Source organism: Sedimentibacter sp. MB35-C1, from assembly GCF_030913635.1.
In the GTDB taxonomy this organism is placed as follows: Bacteria; Bacillota; Clostridia; order Tissierellales; family Sedimentibacteraceae; genus Sedimentibacter.
This window is the reverse complement of record NZ_CP133188.1, coordinates 1,920,246-1,936,729: the sequence shown is the minus strand read 5'-3', so window position 1 is coordinate 1,936,729 and position 16,484 is coordinate 1,920,246. Positions and strand designations below refer to the sequence as shown.

Here is a 16,484-nt window from a genome sequence, read left to right as displayed (position 1 = left end):
ACACTCCGTTAATATTTTAATATTTTATAGTTATTTGCATATTTTAATGAATGAGCATGACAGATAGCTGCCGCCAGTCCGTCGGCTACATCATCTGGCTTTGGAATGCATTCAAGGTGAAGTATTATTTTCACCATTTCTTGGATCTGCCTTTTTTCGGCTCTGCCGTAGCCCACAATGCCCTGCTTTATCTGAAGAGGTGTGTATTCATACAAAGGTATTCCGAAATTTTCCGCTGCTAAAAGGTGTACCCCCCTTGCCTCTGCAATGGCTATGGCTGTCTTAACATTTTTATTATAAAAAAGTTCCTCAATGGCAACTGCTTCGGGCTTGTACAACATAAACAGCTCTGTATATCTGTCATATATTTTTTTTAGCCTCTTTGGGAATTCTTCACAGCTGTCTGTTGTAACCGCACCGTAATCCAATACTTCGAATTTATTTCCGACATAATTTAAAATACCGTAGCCTGATATGGCAAGGCCCGGATCTATACCGAATATAATCATAGTTTCTCCTAACTCTTGGGTTATTTCAAATTATAACATAGATTCATCGTCATGTTAAGAACTTTTTAACCCCTGAAATATCACGGTATACAATTATTGTCATAAATAATATTTTACTTTTCATTATATTAAAATATGATATAATAACGTATATTACAAAGGAGTTTAACATGTTTAAGAAAGAAAGCAAACTTAAGAGGTTTGATTTTGTGTTGTTTTTTACAACGATTATATTGTGTGTTTTTGGTTTTATAATAATTAATAGCGCAACCATGAGCAAAATATCCGGAAGCGAGCCGTATTTAAAAACTCAGATAGCTGCCTTCGGGATTGGTCTAGCTGTACTGCTTGTGCTCGTAATGATAGACTACGACATATACGGAACCTTTTATATCCCAATTTACGGAGTAACTGTGATTCTGCTGGTATATGTTCTTATAAATCCCGTAAGCGCCTCAGAATGGGGTGATGTACGAAGCTGGATTTCCGTAGGTCCTATTGTATTTCAGCCTTCAGAATTGGCTAAATTTGGAGTTATAATATCAGTATCAAAATACATTGATATAAACAAGGAAAATTTGAACGATCCTGCAGTGCTTATAAAAGTTTTAATTTTTGCATTTTTCCCAATAGCATTAATTTTAATGCAGCCTGATTTTGGAACCGCCATGGTTTTCATTTTCTTTATTGCGGTTATGATTTTCGTAGCTGGGATAGACAGGAAATATATTATTTCAGTCATGTTAATTATTCTTATACTTCTTATAGTAGGGCTTGTTTTTCTCTACTATATAATGCAGGATTATACACCCAATGAAGATTATCGTATAGACAGAATAGTAACATTCTTTTACCCCGAACTGGACCCGGAAGATACAGGTTACCAGGTTATACAGTCCAAGACTGCCATCGGCTCAGGCATGCTTTACGGCAGAGGATTGTACAACGGAGTTCAAAACCAGCTTGGATACCTGCCGACAAAGGAAACAGATTTTATATTTGCGGTAATAGGAGAAGAATTAGGGCTCATTGGAGGTCTTTTTCTGCTCAGTCTTTATGCAATCTTGCTTAACAGGTTGATACGTATTGCGAAACATTCATCTAACCTGTTCGGATCCCTGATAGTGACAGGAATAGCCTCCATGCAATTCTTCCATATTTTCGAAAATATAGGCATGACAATGGGATTGTTACCTGTAACAGGTATACCTCTTCCGTTTATAAGTTCTGGAGGAACATTTATGCTTATAAATATGGTAAGCATGGGGCTCGCCCTCAGCGTAGGTATGAAAAGAGGAAAAGTAGATTTAAATGATTTCATGTAAAAAGGAGTTGAACAATTTGTTAATTGTTCAACTCCTTTTTTTATTCAAAACAGCTTCCACCTATAAATTCCCTCAAAATTGATGTGCTTGCAATTGCACTTTCATCTTCGATTGATTTAAAATAGCTTAAAAACTTCAGTAATCGCTGCCTCTCGGGATAAAACTTGCTATTTTTTTCTATTCCGTTTATAAGAGGCTCAGCGTATTTTTTTAGTACGCACAGTTCATATACCAAAGCAGAGTTAAATATTGCATCTGCATTTTCCTGATACGGAAAAATAAACCTTTCAGTTCCTCTAACTACATTATCCCAAAGCTCCATTGTTTTCAACGCATCATTTCCCCGGTGAGTATTGTCTCGCACTATTCTCCTCAGTAGCCTTAAATCAGATGTAGAAATACGATTGTGATTATCTATGTTCAGCTGAGTCAAAGCACTTATATAAATCTTAAACTTATTGATTTGAGGTATCTGCTTTGTGAGTTTATCATTCAACCCGTGTATTCCTTCAATAATAATTATGTGATCTTTCGTCAGGGTAACGGGCTCTCTGGTATATTCCCTCTTGCCAAGCTTAAAATTATAGACCGGCAATTTAACAGTTTCACAGGTCATAAGGCTCAACAGCTGCTCGTTAAACAAATCCAAATCCAAAGCGTCAATCGTCTCAAAATCATAAGCACCATTTTCGTCCTTAGGTGTCAGATACCTGTCAACAAAGTAATCATCAAGAGAAAGCGCATATGTCTTTTTCCCGTTAACTCTCAGCTGAATTGACAGCCTCTGCGCAAATGTAGTCTTGCCCGAAGAGGATGGACCAGCTATGAGCACTATTTTAATATTTTTGTCACCGGCTATCTCATCCGCAATATAGGCGATTTTTTTCTCATGCAGGGCTTCGTTAATACGGATCATATCATTAATTGTATTATTGACTATTTTTTTTGTTTAGAACGCCTACATAGCCTACATCCATTATTTCTCCCCACTCCTCTGCTTCCTTGAACACTTTGTAAAGCTTCTTCTGTTCAATGTATTCGGGAAGTTCAAAGTTGCTTTCTTTTGTGGGAAAATTTAATATTATTCCGGGATAAAACAGCCTCAAGTCAAATTTATCTATATAACCTGTATTTGGTGCCAGGTAGCCGTAGAAGGTATCATAGTATCCATCAAGTTCATATACACGAATTTTATCTTTAGTCCAATATTTCAGAAGCTCTGCCTTATCTTTCATGCCCTGTCCTAAGAATATTTTTTCAGCTTCATCGATATCTAAAAAAACAGTATTAACAGGTCTTTGAGCATCTATAATTTCCTTCATTCTCTTTTTTATGCTTTCAAGCTTGGTATTATTTACCGGCTGCTTAAATTCAAGTTCTGTATACAATCCCTTGTTTAATGAATGCTTAATCTCCACATCTATATTCTTAAATACATCCTTGCATGCTTTTATGTAAATCAAAGAAAGAGTTCTCACATAAATCCTGTGTCCGTCCCTGTCTGTTATATCCAGAAATTCGACCTTATCATTTTCGCAGAAATCTGCGTTGACAAGCTCACGCAGTTTATTGTTTACTTTGATTCCGAGATATTTTTTATAATCCGTTTTGTATTCCTTCAAAAAATCATACAAAGATTTATTATTATCTATGTCTACATTTTTATTTTCATTTACTAATTCTATTTTCATGAGTTTTCCCCCTTAATAAAAATCTGTCATTAATTTCCGACTTTACCGTCTTTCCGTTCAAATAAGACAAGCTGCCTTCATATCCTTCTAAAATCAATTTATAGGCATGCAGAATCTGGTGCTTTTCACTATCTTTTCTGCCATACTTTTTGTCTCCCACAATTGGATGCCCTATGGATGCAAGATGGGCTCTTATCTGGTGTGCTCTTCCGGTTTCTATTTCTATCTCAAGCCATGTAAAATTACCTTCTTCCCTCAAGGGACGTACCGTGGTAATTACCCGTTTTGCACTTTCAGCTTCGTTTTTTATTATTTTCACCATATTTTTATTTTCGTTTTTAATCAGGTAATCCTTAAGTTCAATAGTGTTATCGATTATTCCGTGCACCTTTGCCATGTAGAATTTTTTTATGCTTCTTTCTCTTATAGCCATGTTTGTCTGTTTCAGTGTCTCATAGTTTTTTGCTGCAATAACCAGACCTGAAGTATTCTTGTCCAGCCTGTTGCATACTGCCGGCTTGAAAGTAAAACTGATATTCTTCTCCTTTGCATCCAGATACATTTTAATCTCATCCACAAGGTTTATTGAACTTGTCTCGTCAGGCTGACTACTTAAGCCTATGGGTTTGTTTACAATAAGAATATTATCATCTTCATATACAACGCCAAAATGTATATCTGTCTGTTTTAGTGTTTTCTTTTCTCTGAATTTTGAGATTGTTTCATCAGATAGATAAACCTGCACCAAATCATCCTTTTTTAAAAGGATTTCAGGTTCTGCCTTGGAATTGTTCAATTTTATATTTTTCTTCCTTATCATTTTATAAATAAAGGACTGATTAGCTTTATTAAGATATTTTTTTAAGAATCTATCAAGTCTTTGGCCTTCTTCATTATTAGTAATTATTATTTCCTTCATGTTTTCTCCATGTCTGTTTTGTGATATCTTCATTATATTATACCAAATTATTAGTGAAAGTATATACCTTTGTAAAATTTGATAAAATTTAGTAGGTTTTTATATAACGTGATTATTGTATATGAGCGAATTTTGTGCTATTATTAATCAATAGGATAATCTCAAGGAGTTACAAATGAAAACAATAATTAATGCAATAAGAGACTTTTTATATAATATTACGGACTATGGGTTGATTATTACGGTAATCGTTATTATGGCTGTAATATTAAGTTGGAGGTTTGACATTTTATTTAGCAGGGGCATTGAAAAGGATGTTATTGAAGATTTTCCCGTTGCATCGGAAAATAACCCTGAGACACCAACCGGCGAAGACACTCCTGACCCCGAAAATCCGGAAAGCCCTGAAGAACCAGCGCAAGATGATAACCCAGGATCAGAAACTAATGGCGGAAACAAATTATTTGCAACAGTTAGTATTCCGGAAGGTTCATATCCATCGACAATCGGAGATATCCTTCTTAATTCCAATCTAATTGATGACAAGAATGAGTTTTTAAACAGATCAGTTGAGCTGGGACTTGATACAAGGCTTAGAAGCGGAACATTTGAAATAGAAGTGGGAACATCGTTGGACAATGTGATAAAGATAATAGCAAACGCACAATAGTGATGTCGACAGAAATACTAAAATCAAAGCTTAATAAATAAGAACATCAAGTACACAGCAAAACAGTTTTAAATTAATGGTTTGCTGTGTTTTATTATAATACTTCATATTTTATCATAATTTATAAAATTCATTAATTATGGGGTCTGCAGACAGTTCAAAAATGCTGCAGACCTTTTAATTGATGCTTTCTTAACCAAAAAAGTGTCAATAAAAGTTATAGGAACAATTTATATTCATTGCCTTTTCATCAATACTTAGAATTTACATAGTAATCAATAACCGATTTTTTCTTTTTATCTGAAAACACATTTTCTTTTTTTAATACTTCCAGAAGCCACAGGCTTTTAGAATGAAGCACCGCATATTCATAATCATTCAGCACAATTTCATAAAGCTTACCCTCAAGAATTGTAGATTCCATTTTAATATAGTATGCTTCTACATTTTCGTACTGAAGGAATCTCAAAAGCCTGAATGTTGTTTTATCCTTCTCATTATAATAATAATCGGCATCATTCAAGTACTTGCTGTAAAAGCTTATGTGCTTCCCTTTGTCCTTAATTTCTTGGGCAATCATTCTATGATACTTTGCCATCATATTGTAATACTGATAATTGTACATGCCTTTTTCAAAACTGTCTATTCGCTGAAACGGCTTAATATTTTTTTCAAGCATGTATTTATAATTTAATTCAAGATACTCCTTCTTATTGATATCACCATTCATATGCTGAATAATCAGCATATCCCTGTGTTCGAAAAACTCGTCAAAAATATTCTTGCTCTGTTTAAAATAATTCATAAGATCACTCTTTCTAATAGTCGTACTAAATAGTAAAATAATTTTAACAGAAAAAATGCTTTTTAGCAATAGTGACAGAGATAAGTCCCTAAAATTAGATTCGTTTTAAAGATAATTGCCGCCGAATATCGGCGGCAATTATTAAATAGCAAACATAACAAAATGACAACATCCAAAATGATTCGTTCCGCAGGGCACCTGTTGCGGATAAACCGAATGCATTTAGATGATTAGATTGATAGTTGAATTTTCTGAGATTTTTATAGTTTTAAAACAGCATGAGCCACCGATAAATCGGTGGCTCACCTAACTATAGCATTACTGCCTCTTCAATTACTCTATCTCTTAATCCTTCCGGAATATCTTCTACATCATGATTTACACTCATTACAAATTTCACATCAAATTTCTCTGATAAATAATCCAGTCTTTCTACTACATAATCCAGTTTTTCCATGCCCGCCTGGGCTATCTTGTACAATCCATCTATGTAAACCTGTTCTATATCATAATCTGTGGCAATTAAGCCGCATACAAAGCCTTCAAACTGCTCAGCATTTGTTAGTCCAAATTCTTTTGTGTTTATATATCTGATTCTGTAATCCAAATCGAATATATGTCGGTTGTTCGCTTCCAAAAAAACCATCTTTCCATGTATACTATCGATTGTTTTGTTTGCCATATCAATCATTCTTCTTGTTTTACCGGTGCCGTTGTGCCCACAAACTAATTGAACCATAATAATCACACTCCTATGTTTTTTTTATAAAAGTTAATTACATATATATTGTACCACAAATTGAAAATGTTTACACTACTTATTTTTAAAATTTACAAGTTGTAGTAAAAGTCTTTACATTTTAACCTGCGGTATAATTTTTTATTGATTTGGAACCTTGATGCCTGCCTTCCTTCTCCATTTTCTCAAGAATATCATCCTTTATTTTCCACCAGCTCATACCCCAGTTAACAAACAGGGAGTTTTTCTCCGGAGCTCTACCCACAAGCCTTTGCACCACTATATTCTTATCAAGATGTTCCAGAAATACAATTACTCTTTCAACATATTCTTCCTCGTCAATAACAGTTATTTCCTTATTTTTATATAATATTCCCATCTTTGTATTTTCCATAATATATAGTGAGTGAATTTTAACCTGGTCAACCATGAGTACTGACAAAATTTTTGCTGTCTCCTTCGCATCAATAATATCATCTCCCGGCAGGTTTAAAATAACGTGAGTACATACTTCAAAACCGTATTTTTTTATTCTCATAACAGCATCAATGAATTCAGCAAGAGTATGCCCTCTGTTAATGGATATAAGTGTGTGGTAATTTGCCGTCTGTAATCCCAGCTCTATTGAAATATCAATATTGTATAAATCTTTTACTTCTTTAAGAAACTCAAGATATTCGTTTCCTATACAATCAGGCCTCGTAGAAACAGATATCCCCACTATATCTTTACCAACTGCTTCATTGATATATTTTTTAAATTCTTCAAGTTCAAGATACGTATTCGTATAATTCTGGAAGTAAGCAATGAATTTTTTTGCCTTATACTTTTTAGATATATACTGCATGTTTTTTTCAATTTGTTCCTTTACACTAATAGTATTCTTAAGCATTTCAAAACCTGTACCTACATCTGCACAAAATGTGCACCCTCCGTATCCGATTGTTCCGTCGCGGTTAGGACATGTACATGGAATATTAACCGGAAGCTTATAAACCTTTTCGCCATATTTTTCTTTTAAAAATATAGAATATTCATTATATAATTTCATATTGCCCCTATCATTTGTAATTTTGCAATTTTATTTATATCATATAATTATAATTAAATTAAACAATTAAAGCAATTGAAATTATAATTATTTATATATTTTGGTAATAAAAATTATATTATTTTTAAAATTTATGCAAACAATAATTAAACAACAAAAATTCAGGAGGTATATATGCATATTAGAGAAGGAATCATCCCCGCAGTTTTAGGAACCGCCGTAACAGCTACGGGATTTGCACTAAAAAATAATATTCCGAAATCCTACAGAAACGGAATTATAGGCTTTGGCCTGGCGCATATTGCTATGGGCTCCGCAACGTTTGTAGGTCAAAAAGTCCAAAACAGCAATATGGTAAGAAAAGCTTCTAAAGCAGTTTCGTTTAAGTAGAAAATTTCTGATAATAATTACTGCGGAATATTTTAAAGCAGCAAAACGCTGATGAGCGTTATTGCTGCTTTAAAATATTATTGCTTTACGCAAATATTACGTATAAAAGAGAATAAAGTCCGGCAAGTCCAATAAGAATGTAAAGCATTCGTCCAAATTTATTTTTCCAACCGCCAAAGAAATTTTCAATTATATCAATTTTTGATAATCCGTATAGTCCCCAGTTTAAAGCTCCTATGATAATAAGAATTGACGCTATTGCAGTTAAGATTCTCATAATTCCTCCTCAACAATCTAATATTATTACATTATATTTGATGTCTAAGAGAAATATGTACAAAGCTTATATATTTTTACATCTTAAATATTTCATTCAATATATGGTAAACTCCAGAATCATTGTTATTGTGCGTAGTAATTATTTTAGCAGCTTTTTTTGATTCTTCAGTTCCGTTTAACATGGCAATTCCGAGGCCTGAATTTTTCAAAAGTTCGATATCATTGTTGTCATCTCCTATTGATACTATTTCATCCGGTCCAACATTGTGCTGTAAAGCGTATTTTTTTAATGCACTCCACTTACATCCATCAGGATGAAGGAACTCAAGCAGAGCTCTTTTTCCTATATTTCTGTTGCATATTGTATTATAATTTCCTCTATTTATTTTATTCATTTCATCACTGAAGTCACAAAGCATGTTATAATCATTAAAATAACATACAGACAAAATGTTCTTGATTTCTAGTGGATTAAATTTTTTAAGCTTCGCTCTTTCATAACCCTTCTTAATATATCCCCTGTATACTTCCTCAAAATTCTCATTTTCATATATAAGGTCATATCCGTTAAAGTACTCATCCACATGCAGAACAGGATTCAAATTGCGTTTTATTCCCTCTCGGTAGATTTTTTCAAACTCAAGAGGACTTAGATAATTACATTCAATGAGCTCGTCATTCTGTGATTTTCTTATTATAGCTCCGTTGTTTGCAAGAATAACTGGCTCAACATTTTCTACATCCTTAACAAGAGTCTTTGCCATATAATAATTTCTACCTGTGGCAATAACTATTTTTATTCCTCTTCCATGAAGATCATTTAATATTTCTATATTATTTAAGCTTATATGCTTATCATTATTCAGCAAAGTTCCGTCCAAGTCAAGGACAACCATTTTATACTTCATATAATCACCCCTGTTAATTATACACTGTATTCAGGGAATTGTATATATAAAAGAACGGCTGAGCAACTCTAAGCAATCCTCTGGCTCTATTCGATAAAAAAATAAAAAATATTAGAAAAAAAAATGCTAATTCTAATATTTTTTATTTTGCTGTATAAAATTTTAAAATAAATCTTACAATTCTATTTACTCAGCCAAATGTATTGCCCCTTTTGCTGTAGCTGCTAACATAGCCTCATGTACAGATTCGGCAGTTGTAGGATGAGCATGAACAGTATTAATTACATGTTCAGCGGTTGATTTGTTTTTTATTGCAACTGCAACTTCATGTATAAGATCTGAAGCGTGAGGACCTATTATAGATCCACCCAATATTACGCCTGTATCTTCCTGGGCTATTATTTTTACAAAACCCTTTCTGTCTCCCTGAGTCAGAGCCTTGCCGTTAGCTCCAAATGGGAACTTTCCAATGCTTACGGGTATACCTTGCTCTCTTGCATCTTTTTCTCTAATGCCGACAGAAGCAATTTCAGGGCTCGTAAATATTACGCTTGGTATAGCAGAATAATCAGTTTCTGTATCTTTGCCCATTATGTTCTCAATAGCAACCAAACCCTGATGAGAAGCAACGTGAGCCAATTGTATCACATTAGTAACATCTCCAACAGCGTAAATATTCTCTGCCGTAGTTTGCATCTTACTGTTAACTTTTATTCCTCTTTTATTTCTGCCAACTTCAATTCCCAGCTCTTCCAAATTTATATTACCATAAAATGGCTTTCTTCCAACTGCCATAAGAACTTTGTCACCTGTTATATAACCATTTTTACCTTCTTTATTGAATAATACGATTGACTTGCCTTCTTCGGTATCTATAATTTCTTCAACCTTTGAACCGATATATACCTTTATTCCTTTTTCTACAGCTATCTCTCTGATTTCATCTCTTATATCTTCATCCAATGAAACTAAAATATCATCAGCAAACTCTACCACACTAACATCTACATCTAAAGCATTGCAAATAAATGCAAACTCCATACCTATTACACCGCCACCTACAATAATTATTTTCTCAGGCAGTTGGCTTAAATTCAACATGTCAGTACTAGTCAGTACATTTTTTGACTCCACTCCTTTTATTGGAGGGACAAATGTATCTGAGCCGGTGGCTATTATGATGTTTTTTGTATTAATTGTAATTTCTTTGTTCCTTTCCTTTACAAATACCACATTCTTATTTACTATTTGACCGTCTCCTCTGAATACAGTAACATTATTTTTGGCCATCAGATAATCTATTCCTCCAACCAATTCCTTTACAACTTCATTCTTTCTATCTACTATTTTGGAAAAGTCGTAACTTGGAGAAGAATTAAAAATTCCATATCCTTCAGAGTTTTTAACTATATTGTAAACCTCAGAAGACCTCACCAAAGCTTTTGTTGGTATGCATCCTCTATTGAGACAGGTTCCTCCCAGGCTTTCTTTTTCAATCAATATTACATTAGCGCCTTCCTTAGCACCTTCAATTGCAGCAACATATCCTCCCGGACCGCCGCCGATTATGACTATGTCTCCGTCAATTGTTTCTTTTTGCGGTTTTAAAAAATTAGCCATATAATTAAAACCCTGCTTCTTATCAGTCTGCCCTTTACTTTCGACTTTTTCACCTTCAACAGTATATAGAACATCACCTATTGAAACCTTATCTCCTTGTTTTGCTTTTATTTCTACAATCTTTCCTTCCACATCAGAAGTAATGGTAATGTTCTTTTTTTTAACTTCTACATCGAGGACTTCATCTCCTGCTTTTACAGGGTCTCCATTTGACTTATATATGCTGCCTATCACTCCGGATCTGTCACTACCTGATAATTTTTCCAGTTTTATATCAAATATCACTTTATTCCTCCCGTTAATTTAAAGACTATGCAATGAGACTCCAATCTGCTCATTATCCTTTTTTGCCTATTTAAAATCCTTTTCAAATTCATCAAGAGAATCTTTTAATACTGTTGAACTATATGCCATTGAAGGGCCTCCTCCAAATGCTACAGAAACCATCGCTGCTTCTATAATTTCTTTTCTTGTGGCACCTGCCTGCAGAGCATTGTAAGTGTGGAAAACAATGCAATATTCACAACGATTGTAAACAGCAACTCCTACGCTTATTAATTCTTTTGTTTTTAAATCCAATGCATCAGGCTCGTAAGCCGCTCCCAATAAATTCATAAATGCATCAATCTGAGCTCCGCTGGTATTTGACAGCTCTTCCATTCCTCCTGTAAAATCCTGTAATAATTGTCTTACATCTTTAGCCATTTCTTATCCTCCCAATCATTTTACTTGCTATGCTAACTATTAGTATAGCAAGTAAAATGATTTTTGTCAACATTTTTGGACAAATTTTTAACAACTATTATAATTTTACATATTTTTATATTTAAAAAAGTTGATTCGTTGCCTCAACTTAACTGCAGAGCATCAAATCCTTGTAATTTTCATTATATATATTTACTAGTATAAAAAAAATGCACACATTTTATAATTCACGTGTACATTTTTCATCCATATTCTCTTCCAATATATTATTAACCATCTTTGATAAAACCATTGTAAATATCTTCATATCCTCATCCGATATGTTTTTATGCAACAATCTTTCAAATTTCTCACCTTCCGGAACCAATTTAGCTCTACGCTGCCTTCCTTTTTCGGTAAGTCTTAAATTTATAACTCTTTTATCTTCTTCGCTTCTGACTCTTTCCACTAATCCGTCTCTTTCCATACGATCTAAAAGTCTAGCTACAGATGATTCTTTTACACTCATTCTTTCAGCCAATTCCTTTTGACTTATAAATTCATCTTTTCCTAAATAATACAGAGCAATCCACTGTACTCTGGTTACACCTAAATCTTTCACCCTCTCACTAAAGGCATCACAGATAATTTTACTTGAATTATCTGCTATATATCCCACTCATCTATCTAAATCAAACATTTAAAAACCTCCTTAATTTTGCGGCATGAATATTTTTCATTTTTGTTTCGAAGTCAATTACAATAGTTTTTCCATGGCAAAGTTTTGCGGAAGAATTTTTATAATTATGTTATCTTTGCTCCTTTATTGTGCAACTATAATAACATAAAGCATACTCAAAGTCCAGCAATTCGTTGATTTAAACAATTTTTCACATCATTTATTCTCTTGTTCACCTTATCCTTAGATTCTAAATCTACGGAAAATTTTTGGTGCTTTTAAAGCCCTAAATTTCCATAAAAAAATACGGCAGAAAATCTGCCGTATTTTCGTAACTTTCTTATTTTATAATCTCAGCGTGTCTGAAATCCCATTTATTAGTCATTGTAAGCTCAACACCTTCAACTACAGATTCATCAACTATGTTTGTGAATGTATAGTAGTAAATAGGAGCTATAACATGATTGTTCATAAGAGCATCTTCAGCTATCTTCAATTGCTCATCTCTGTCTTTTCCGCTTGCAAGCATTGAAGCATCAATTGCATTTTCAAATTCTTCCTGCTCTGGGTTCAGCATTTTATCATGAGGTGCCAAAACAGACATTTCTTTGTATCTCCACTGAGGATCATTGTTTCCTGATTTACATGCAAATAAATCAAGCATAGTCATTGGATCACCGTAGTCACCCAACCAGCCGCCTCTGGCCATCATGTAGTTTCCAGCTCTTCTTTCTTCCTGGAATACAGCCCAGTCTTGATTAAGAAGTGTAACATCTACGCCAAGGTTTTGTTTCCACATACCCTGTAATGCTTCAGCAATTTTCTTATTGTTTTCGTTTGTATTGTAAAGGAATGTTACTTCAGATAATCCTTCTCCATTAGGATATCCAGCTTCAGCTAATAATGTCTGAGCTTCTTCTACTAATGCTTTGCTTGGGTCTATACCATACTCAACTGCTGGAAGTCCATTTTCATCCAACGGTCTGATGTCAGTTCCTTCAGAATACTGCATACCGGATGGTATAAATCCTGTTGCAGGAACCTGCCCACCCTTTGTAACCTGTTCAACAAACGCTTTTCTGTCAATAGCAAGTGAGAATGCTTTTCTTACTCTTACATCCTTAAATACATCGTCGTCAACGTTGAAGTTTACATAGTATGTTCCGATGTGAGGAGTAATTTTGAAGTTAGGATCTTCTTTTTGAAGTCTTGGAATCTGTTCTATAGTAATACTGTCAAGAACTTGGATTTCTCCATTTTCATAACCGTTAAGAGCAGTAGTTCCTTCAACTATCATAAGGCCTTTAATTCCAGCAAGTTTAATGCTGTCTGCATCCCAGTACTGGTCGTTCTTAACCATTGTTAAATGATCGCCAGTCTTATATTCAGAAAGCTTGAAAGCTCCGTTTGAAATACAAGTTTCAGGATTCTTTTCCCAACCTTCACCGTTAGCTTCAACTATGTCCTGTCTTACAGGCATGTAAGTATAGAATGAAGTCAAGCTCAGGAAGTAAGATACAGGGAATTTCAGATTAACTTCTAAAGTTGTATCGTCAAGTGCCTTAACTCCCACTTCATCTATTGTACCTTCACCGTTAAAAAATTCTTCTCCACCAACTAAGTAGCTAGTTACAAGGAAAGAATATTCTGATGCTGTTGCGGGATCGCATGCTCTTTTCCAAGCATATTCAAAATCCTTAGCTGTTAACGGTTGTCCGTCTGACCACTTAAGACCTTCTTTTAATTTGAATGTATAAGTTTTACCGTCATTTGTAATTTCCCAACTATCTGCTGCGGCAGCTTCAATACCATCTTTTGTTTCTCTTGTCAAACCTTCAAATAAGTTTTGAATTATGTGTCCACCGTCTGCAGAACTGTTAAGCGTTGGGTCCCAAGTTTGTGAGTCAACTGCTATGTTCCAAACTAAATAATCGTCATTACCTGCTGCTTGTTCAGCCGGCTGTTCTTCTGATGGTGTTTCCTCTGCTGGCTCATCTGTAGGTGCAGGTGCTTCCTGCTTAGCGCAGCCAACTATAGAAAATACCATTGCTAGTACCACTATTAACGCCAGTACTCTCTTTAACATAAAATCCCTCCAAATATCTATGTATTTACAGCCATTTTTTGGCTGCATTTATATTATCACCCTTTTTATGCAATATGTCAAGAGTTATACTTTTAACACATTGCATAAAGGATGAAAACATCATTATTTATTTACCAAATGACATGCTACAAAGTGTTCTTTTTCGACTTCTTTAAGTTCAGGCGACACTTCTTTGCATATATCTGTTGCATACCTGCATCTTGTCCTGAATTTACAGCCTGAAGGCGGATTTACAGGACTCGGAACGTCTCCTTCTAAAACGATTCTTTTTGATGCTTTTGCTATGTCTGGATCAGGTATAGGAATTGAAGACAGCAGAGCCTGAGTATACGGATGAACCGGATTTGCATACAGTTCACTGCTTTTTGCAACCTCCACAAGGCTTCCGAGATACATAACCCCTACCCTGTCTGATATATGTTTAACCATAGACAAATCATGAGCTATAAACAGGTACGTCAATCCTCTTTCTTCCTGCAGATCTTCAAGCATATTTACAACCTGTGCCTGAATAGAAACGTCAAGAGCCGAAATCGGCTCATCACATATTATGAATTCTGGATCAACGGCCAATGATCTGGCAATACCTATACGTTGTCTCTGTCCTCCGGAGAATTCATGAGGGTAACGCGCAGCATGATCCTTATTCAACCCTACTGTATCAAGCAACTCATAAATTTTTTCCTGACGCTCTTTTCCGGAAGCCAGATGATGTATATCCATGGGTTCCCCAATTATATCAGAAACCGTCATCCTGGCATTCAATGATGCATACGGGTCCTGGAAAATCATCTGCATTTTCTTTCTATACGGCATAAGCTGTTCTATGTTTAACTTTGCAATATCCTTTCCGTTATACAGTATTTCTCCTGACGTAGGCTCGTAAAGTCTCAAAATAGTACGTCCAGTAGTTGATTTACCGCAACCGGACTCACCAACCAGCCCCAGTGTTTCTCCATTTTTTATATAAAAAGATACGTCATCAACCGCTTTCGTTATTTCAAGTTTTTTTTGTATAAATCCTTTATTTTTTATAAAATATTTTTTCAAGTTTTTAACTTCAATCAATATTTCCTTATTTTCCAATTCTTACTCCTCCCTTCAATCGTTCATACTCTTCATTTCTGGGAGCTTCAGGGTGGAGTAACCAGCACATTGATTCGTGCTGCCCATCTGCTGTTTTAAAATACGGAGGCTGCTCCTGGTTGCATATGCGCATAGCATACTCACATCTTGCATAAAACGGACATCCTGTAGGAGGATGCAATAAATCAGGAGGAGTACCTGCTATTGGAATTAGCCTTTGTTTTTCATCGGAAGCTACTTTTGGTATTGATTTTAGCAATCCCATAGTATACGGATGCCTCGGTTCATAATAAATATTTTTTATGCTCCCTTTTTCCATTATGAGACCGCCGTACATAACAACTACTCTTGAGCAAACATCAGCAACAACTCCAAGATCATGAGTTATAAGCATTGTTGATGTGTCAAGCTTAGAATTCAGTGTTTTCATCAAATCAAGTATCTGTGCCTGAATCGTAACGTCAAGAGCCGTAGTAGGCTCATCTGCAATTAGCAATTCAGGTTCGCAAGACAGAGCTATTGCTATCATAGCTCTTTGTCTCATACCTCCCGAAAACTCATGAGGATAGTTCTTTATTCTCTTTTCAGGGTCCGGTATATTAACAAGCTTCAGCATTTCCAAAGCTTTTTCATTTGCATCTTTTTTCGATAATTTCTGATGCTTCATAATCGCTTCGGTAATTTGATTTCCTATTGTATAAACAGGATTCAATGATGTCATAGGGTCTTGAAATATCATTGCAATCTCATTTCCTCTGATGCCCATCATTTCTCTGTTTGATTTTTTTACTATATCAGCTCCATTGAACAGTATCTCTCCGCCTACAATTTTACCTGGATATAACAATAGTCTCATAATAGATAAAGAGGTAACGCTTTTACCGCTTCCTGACTCACCTACTATACCTAAGGATTCTCCTTTTTCAACATCAAAGCTTATGCCTCTTATAGCCTTTACTTCGCCTAAGTGAGTGAAAAATGATGTCCTTAAGTCTTTAACTTCTAATAATTTTTCTGACATT

At 34.7% G+C, this 16,484-nt stretch carries 16 protein-coding genes and 1 pseudogene; 3 read left to right on the top strand and 14 right to left on the bottom strand.

Translation table 11 applies throughout. The annotated features are described in order from the left end of the window. Positions 1–8 precede the first annotated feature (8 nt). Positions 9–509, bottom strand: coding sequence for a crossover junction endodeoxyribonuclease RuvC (gene ruvC / locus RBQ61_RS09180; protein ID WP_308137038.1), 501 nt, complete (start codon positions 507–509; stop codon positions 9–11). 170 nt (positions 510–679) lie between these two features. Between ruvC and rodA the strand changes: the two genes are divergently transcribed. After that, positions 680–1,834 carry a rod shape-determining protein RodA gene (gene rodA, locus RBQ61_RS09175; protein WP_308137037.1) on the top strand — a complete coding sequence of 385 codons (1,155 nt, stop codon included), beginning with the start codon at positions 680–682 and terminating at the stop codon, positions 1,832–1,834. Positions 1,835–1,874: 40 nt separating this feature from the next. On the opposite strand, the pseudogene RBQ61_RS17645 reads toward rodA, so the two are convergent. Both RBQ61_RS17645 and RBQ61_RS09160 read right to left on the bottom strand, forming a co-directional pair. Then, positions 1,875–3,525, bottom strand: a pseudogene (locus RBQ61_RS17645) (nucleoside kinase). Further along, entirely contained in the window at positions 3,503–4,444 is a 942-nt protein-coding gene (locus RBQ61_RS09160; protein ID WP_308137034.1) for an RluA family pseudouridine synthase, read from the bottom strand. Before RBQ61_RS09160 ends, RBQ61_RS17645 begins: the two are co-directional and overlap by 23 nt. Before the next feature lie 175 nt (positions 4,445–4,619). Here RBQ61_RS09160 and RBQ61_RS09155 point away from each other — a divergent pair, with 175 nt between their 5' ends. After that, the gene (locus RBQ61_RS09155) at positions 4,620–5,114 is read left to right on the top strand and encodes a hypothetical protein (RefSeq protein ID WP_308137033.1); all 495 of its coding nucleotides are present in this window, start codon (positions 4,620–4,622) and stop codon (positions 5,112–5,114) included. 250 nt (positions 5,115–5,364) lie between these two features. On the opposite strand, the gene RBQ61_RS09150 is transcribed toward RBQ61_RS09155, so the two are convergent. The 3 genes from RBQ61_RS09150 to RBQ61_RS09140 all read right to left on the bottom strand — a co-directional run bounded on the left by RBQ61_RS09150 (position 5,365) and on the right by RBQ61_RS09140 (position 7,709). After that, positions 5,365–5,919, bottom strand: coding sequence for a DUF6648 family protein (locus RBQ61_RS09150; RefSeq protein WP_308137032.1), 555 nt, complete (start codon positions 5,917–5,919; stop codon positions 5,365–5,367). Positions 5,920–6,229: 310 nt separating this feature from the next. Beyond that, positions 6,230–6,658: a hypothetical protein gene (locus RBQ61_RS09145; RefSeq protein ID WP_308137031.1), complete on the bottom strand. Its 429-nt coding sequence runs from the start codon at positions 6,656–6,658 to the stop codon at positions 6,230–6,232. A gap of 121 nt (positions 6,659–6,779) precedes the next feature. Continuing rightward, positions 6,780–7,709, bottom strand: a complete 930-nt coding sequence (locus RBQ61_RS09140) for a TIGR01212 family radical SAM protein (protein ID WP_308137030.1) — start codon at positions 7,707–7,709, stop codon at positions 6,780–6,782. 174 nt (positions 7,710–7,883) lie between these two features. On the opposite strand from RBQ61_RS09140, the gene RBQ61_RS09135 reads away from it, so the two are divergent. Then, entirely contained in the window at positions 7,884–8,099 is a 216-nt protein-coding gene (locus tag RBQ61_RS09135) for an asparagine synthase (protein WP_308137029.1), read from the top strand. 85 nt (positions 8,100–8,184) lie between these two features. Here RBQ61_RS09135 and RBQ61_RS09130 read toward each other — a convergent pair whose 3' ends face one another. The 8 genes from RBQ61_RS09130 to RBQ61_RS09095 form a co-directional block, all read right to left on the bottom strand. Beyond that, positions 8,185–8,376: a DUF378 domain-containing protein gene (locus RBQ61_RS09130; protein WP_213926915.1), complete on the bottom strand. Its 192-nt coding sequence runs from the start codon at positions 8,374–8,376 to the stop codon at positions 8,185–8,187. A gap of 76 nt (positions 8,377–8,452) precedes the next feature. Beyond that, positions 8,453–9,286 carry an HAD family hydrolase gene (locus RBQ61_RS09125; RefSeq protein ID WP_308137028.1) on the bottom strand — a complete coding sequence of 278 codons (834 nt, stop codon included), beginning with the start codon at positions 9,284–9,286 and terminating at the stop codon, positions 8,453–8,455. A gap of 186 nt (positions 9,287–9,472) precedes the next feature. Further along, positions 9,473–11,191 carry a dihydrolipoyl dehydrogenase gene (gene lpdA / locus RBQ61_RS09120; protein ID WP_308137027.1) on the bottom strand — a complete coding sequence of 573 codons (1,719 nt, stop codon included), beginning with the start codon at positions 11,189–11,191 and terminating at the stop codon, positions 9,473–9,475. A 66-nt stretch (positions 11,192–11,257) separates the two neighbouring features. Beyond that, entirely contained in the window at positions 11,258–11,611 is a 354-nt protein-coding gene (locus RBQ61_RS09115; RefSeq protein WP_308137026.1) for a carboxymuconolactone decarboxylase family protein, read from the bottom strand. Positions 11,612–11,831: 220 nt separating this feature from the next. Continuing rightward, positions 11,832–12,212 carry a MarR family winged helix-turn-helix transcriptional regulator gene (locus tag RBQ61_RS09110; protein WP_308137025.1) on the bottom strand — a complete coding sequence of 127 codons (381 nt, stop codon included), beginning with the start codon at positions 12,210–12,212 and terminating at the stop codon, positions 11,832–11,834. Between the two features lie 397 nt (positions 12,213–12,609). After that, a complete protein-coding gene (locus tag RBQ61_RS09105; RefSeq protein ID WP_308137024.1) occupies positions 12,610–14,355 on the bottom strand; it encodes a peptide ABC transporter substrate-binding protein in 1,746 nt (581 codons plus the stop codon). 123 nt (positions 14,356–14,478) lie between these two features. Next, complete coding sequence (locus RBQ61_RS09100) at positions 14,479–15,462, bottom strand: ABC transporter ATP-binding protein (RefSeq protein ID WP_308137023.1); 984 nt, start codon at positions 15,460–15,462, stop codon at positions 14,479–14,481. Then, entirely contained in the window at positions 15,452–16,483 is a 1,032-nt protein-coding gene (locus RBQ61_RS09095; RefSeq protein WP_308137022.1) for an ABC transporter ATP-binding protein, read from the bottom strand. Before RBQ61_RS09095 ends, RBQ61_RS09100 begins: the two co-directional genes overlap by 11 nt. Position 16,484: the final 1 nt, after the last annotated feature.

Coding starts and splice junctions, on each gene's coding strand:
- RBQ61_RS09125 (WP_308137028.1), bottom strand. CDS start 9,286: ATGAAGTATAAAATGGTTGTCCTTGACTTGGACGGAACTTTGCTGAAT.
- RBQ61_RS09135 (WP_308137029.1), top strand. CDS start 7,884: ATGCATATTAGAGAAGGAATCATCCCCGCAGTTTTAGGAACCGCCGTA.
- ruvC (WP_308137038.1), bottom strand. CDS start 509: ATGATTATATTCGGTATAGATCCGGGCCTTGCCATATCAGGCTACGGT.
- RBQ61_RS09130 (WP_213926915.1), bottom strand. CDS start 8,376: ATGAGAATCTTAACTGCAATAGCGTCAATTCTTATTATCATAGGAGCT.
- RBQ61_RS09155 (WP_308137033.1), top strand. CDS start 4,620: ATGAAAACAATAATTAATGCAATAAGAGACTTTTTATATAATATTACG.
- RBQ61_RS09140 (WP_308137030.1), bottom strand. CDS start 7,709: ATGAAATTATATAATGAATATTCTATATTTTTAAAAGAAAAATATGGC.
- RBQ61_RS09150 (WP_308137032.1), bottom strand. CDS start 5,919: ATGAATTATTTTAAACAGAGCAAGAATATTTTTGACGAGTTTTTCGAA.
- RBQ61_RS09115 (WP_308137026.1), bottom strand. CDS start 11,611: ATGGCTAAAGATGTAAGACAATTATTACAGGATTTTACAGGAGGAATG.
- RBQ61_RS09095 (WP_308137022.1), bottom strand. CDS start 16,483: ATGTCAGAAAAATTATTAGAAGTTAAAGACTTAAGGACATCATTTTTC.
- RBQ61_RS09105 (WP_308137024.1), bottom strand. CDS start 14,355: ATGTTAAAGAGAGTACTGGCGTTAATAGTGGTACTAGCAATGGTATTT.
- RBQ61_RS09160 (WP_308137034.1), bottom strand. CDS start 4,444: ATGAAGGAAATAATAATTACTAATAATGAAGAAGGCCAAAGACTTGAT.
- rodA (WP_308137037.1), top strand. CDS start 680: ATGTTTAAGAAAGAAAGCAAACTTAAGAGGTTTGATTTTGTGTTGTTT.
- RBQ61_RS09145 (WP_308137031.1), bottom strand. CDS start 6,658: ATGGTTCAATTAGTTTGTGGGCACAACGGCACCGGTAAAACAAGAAGA.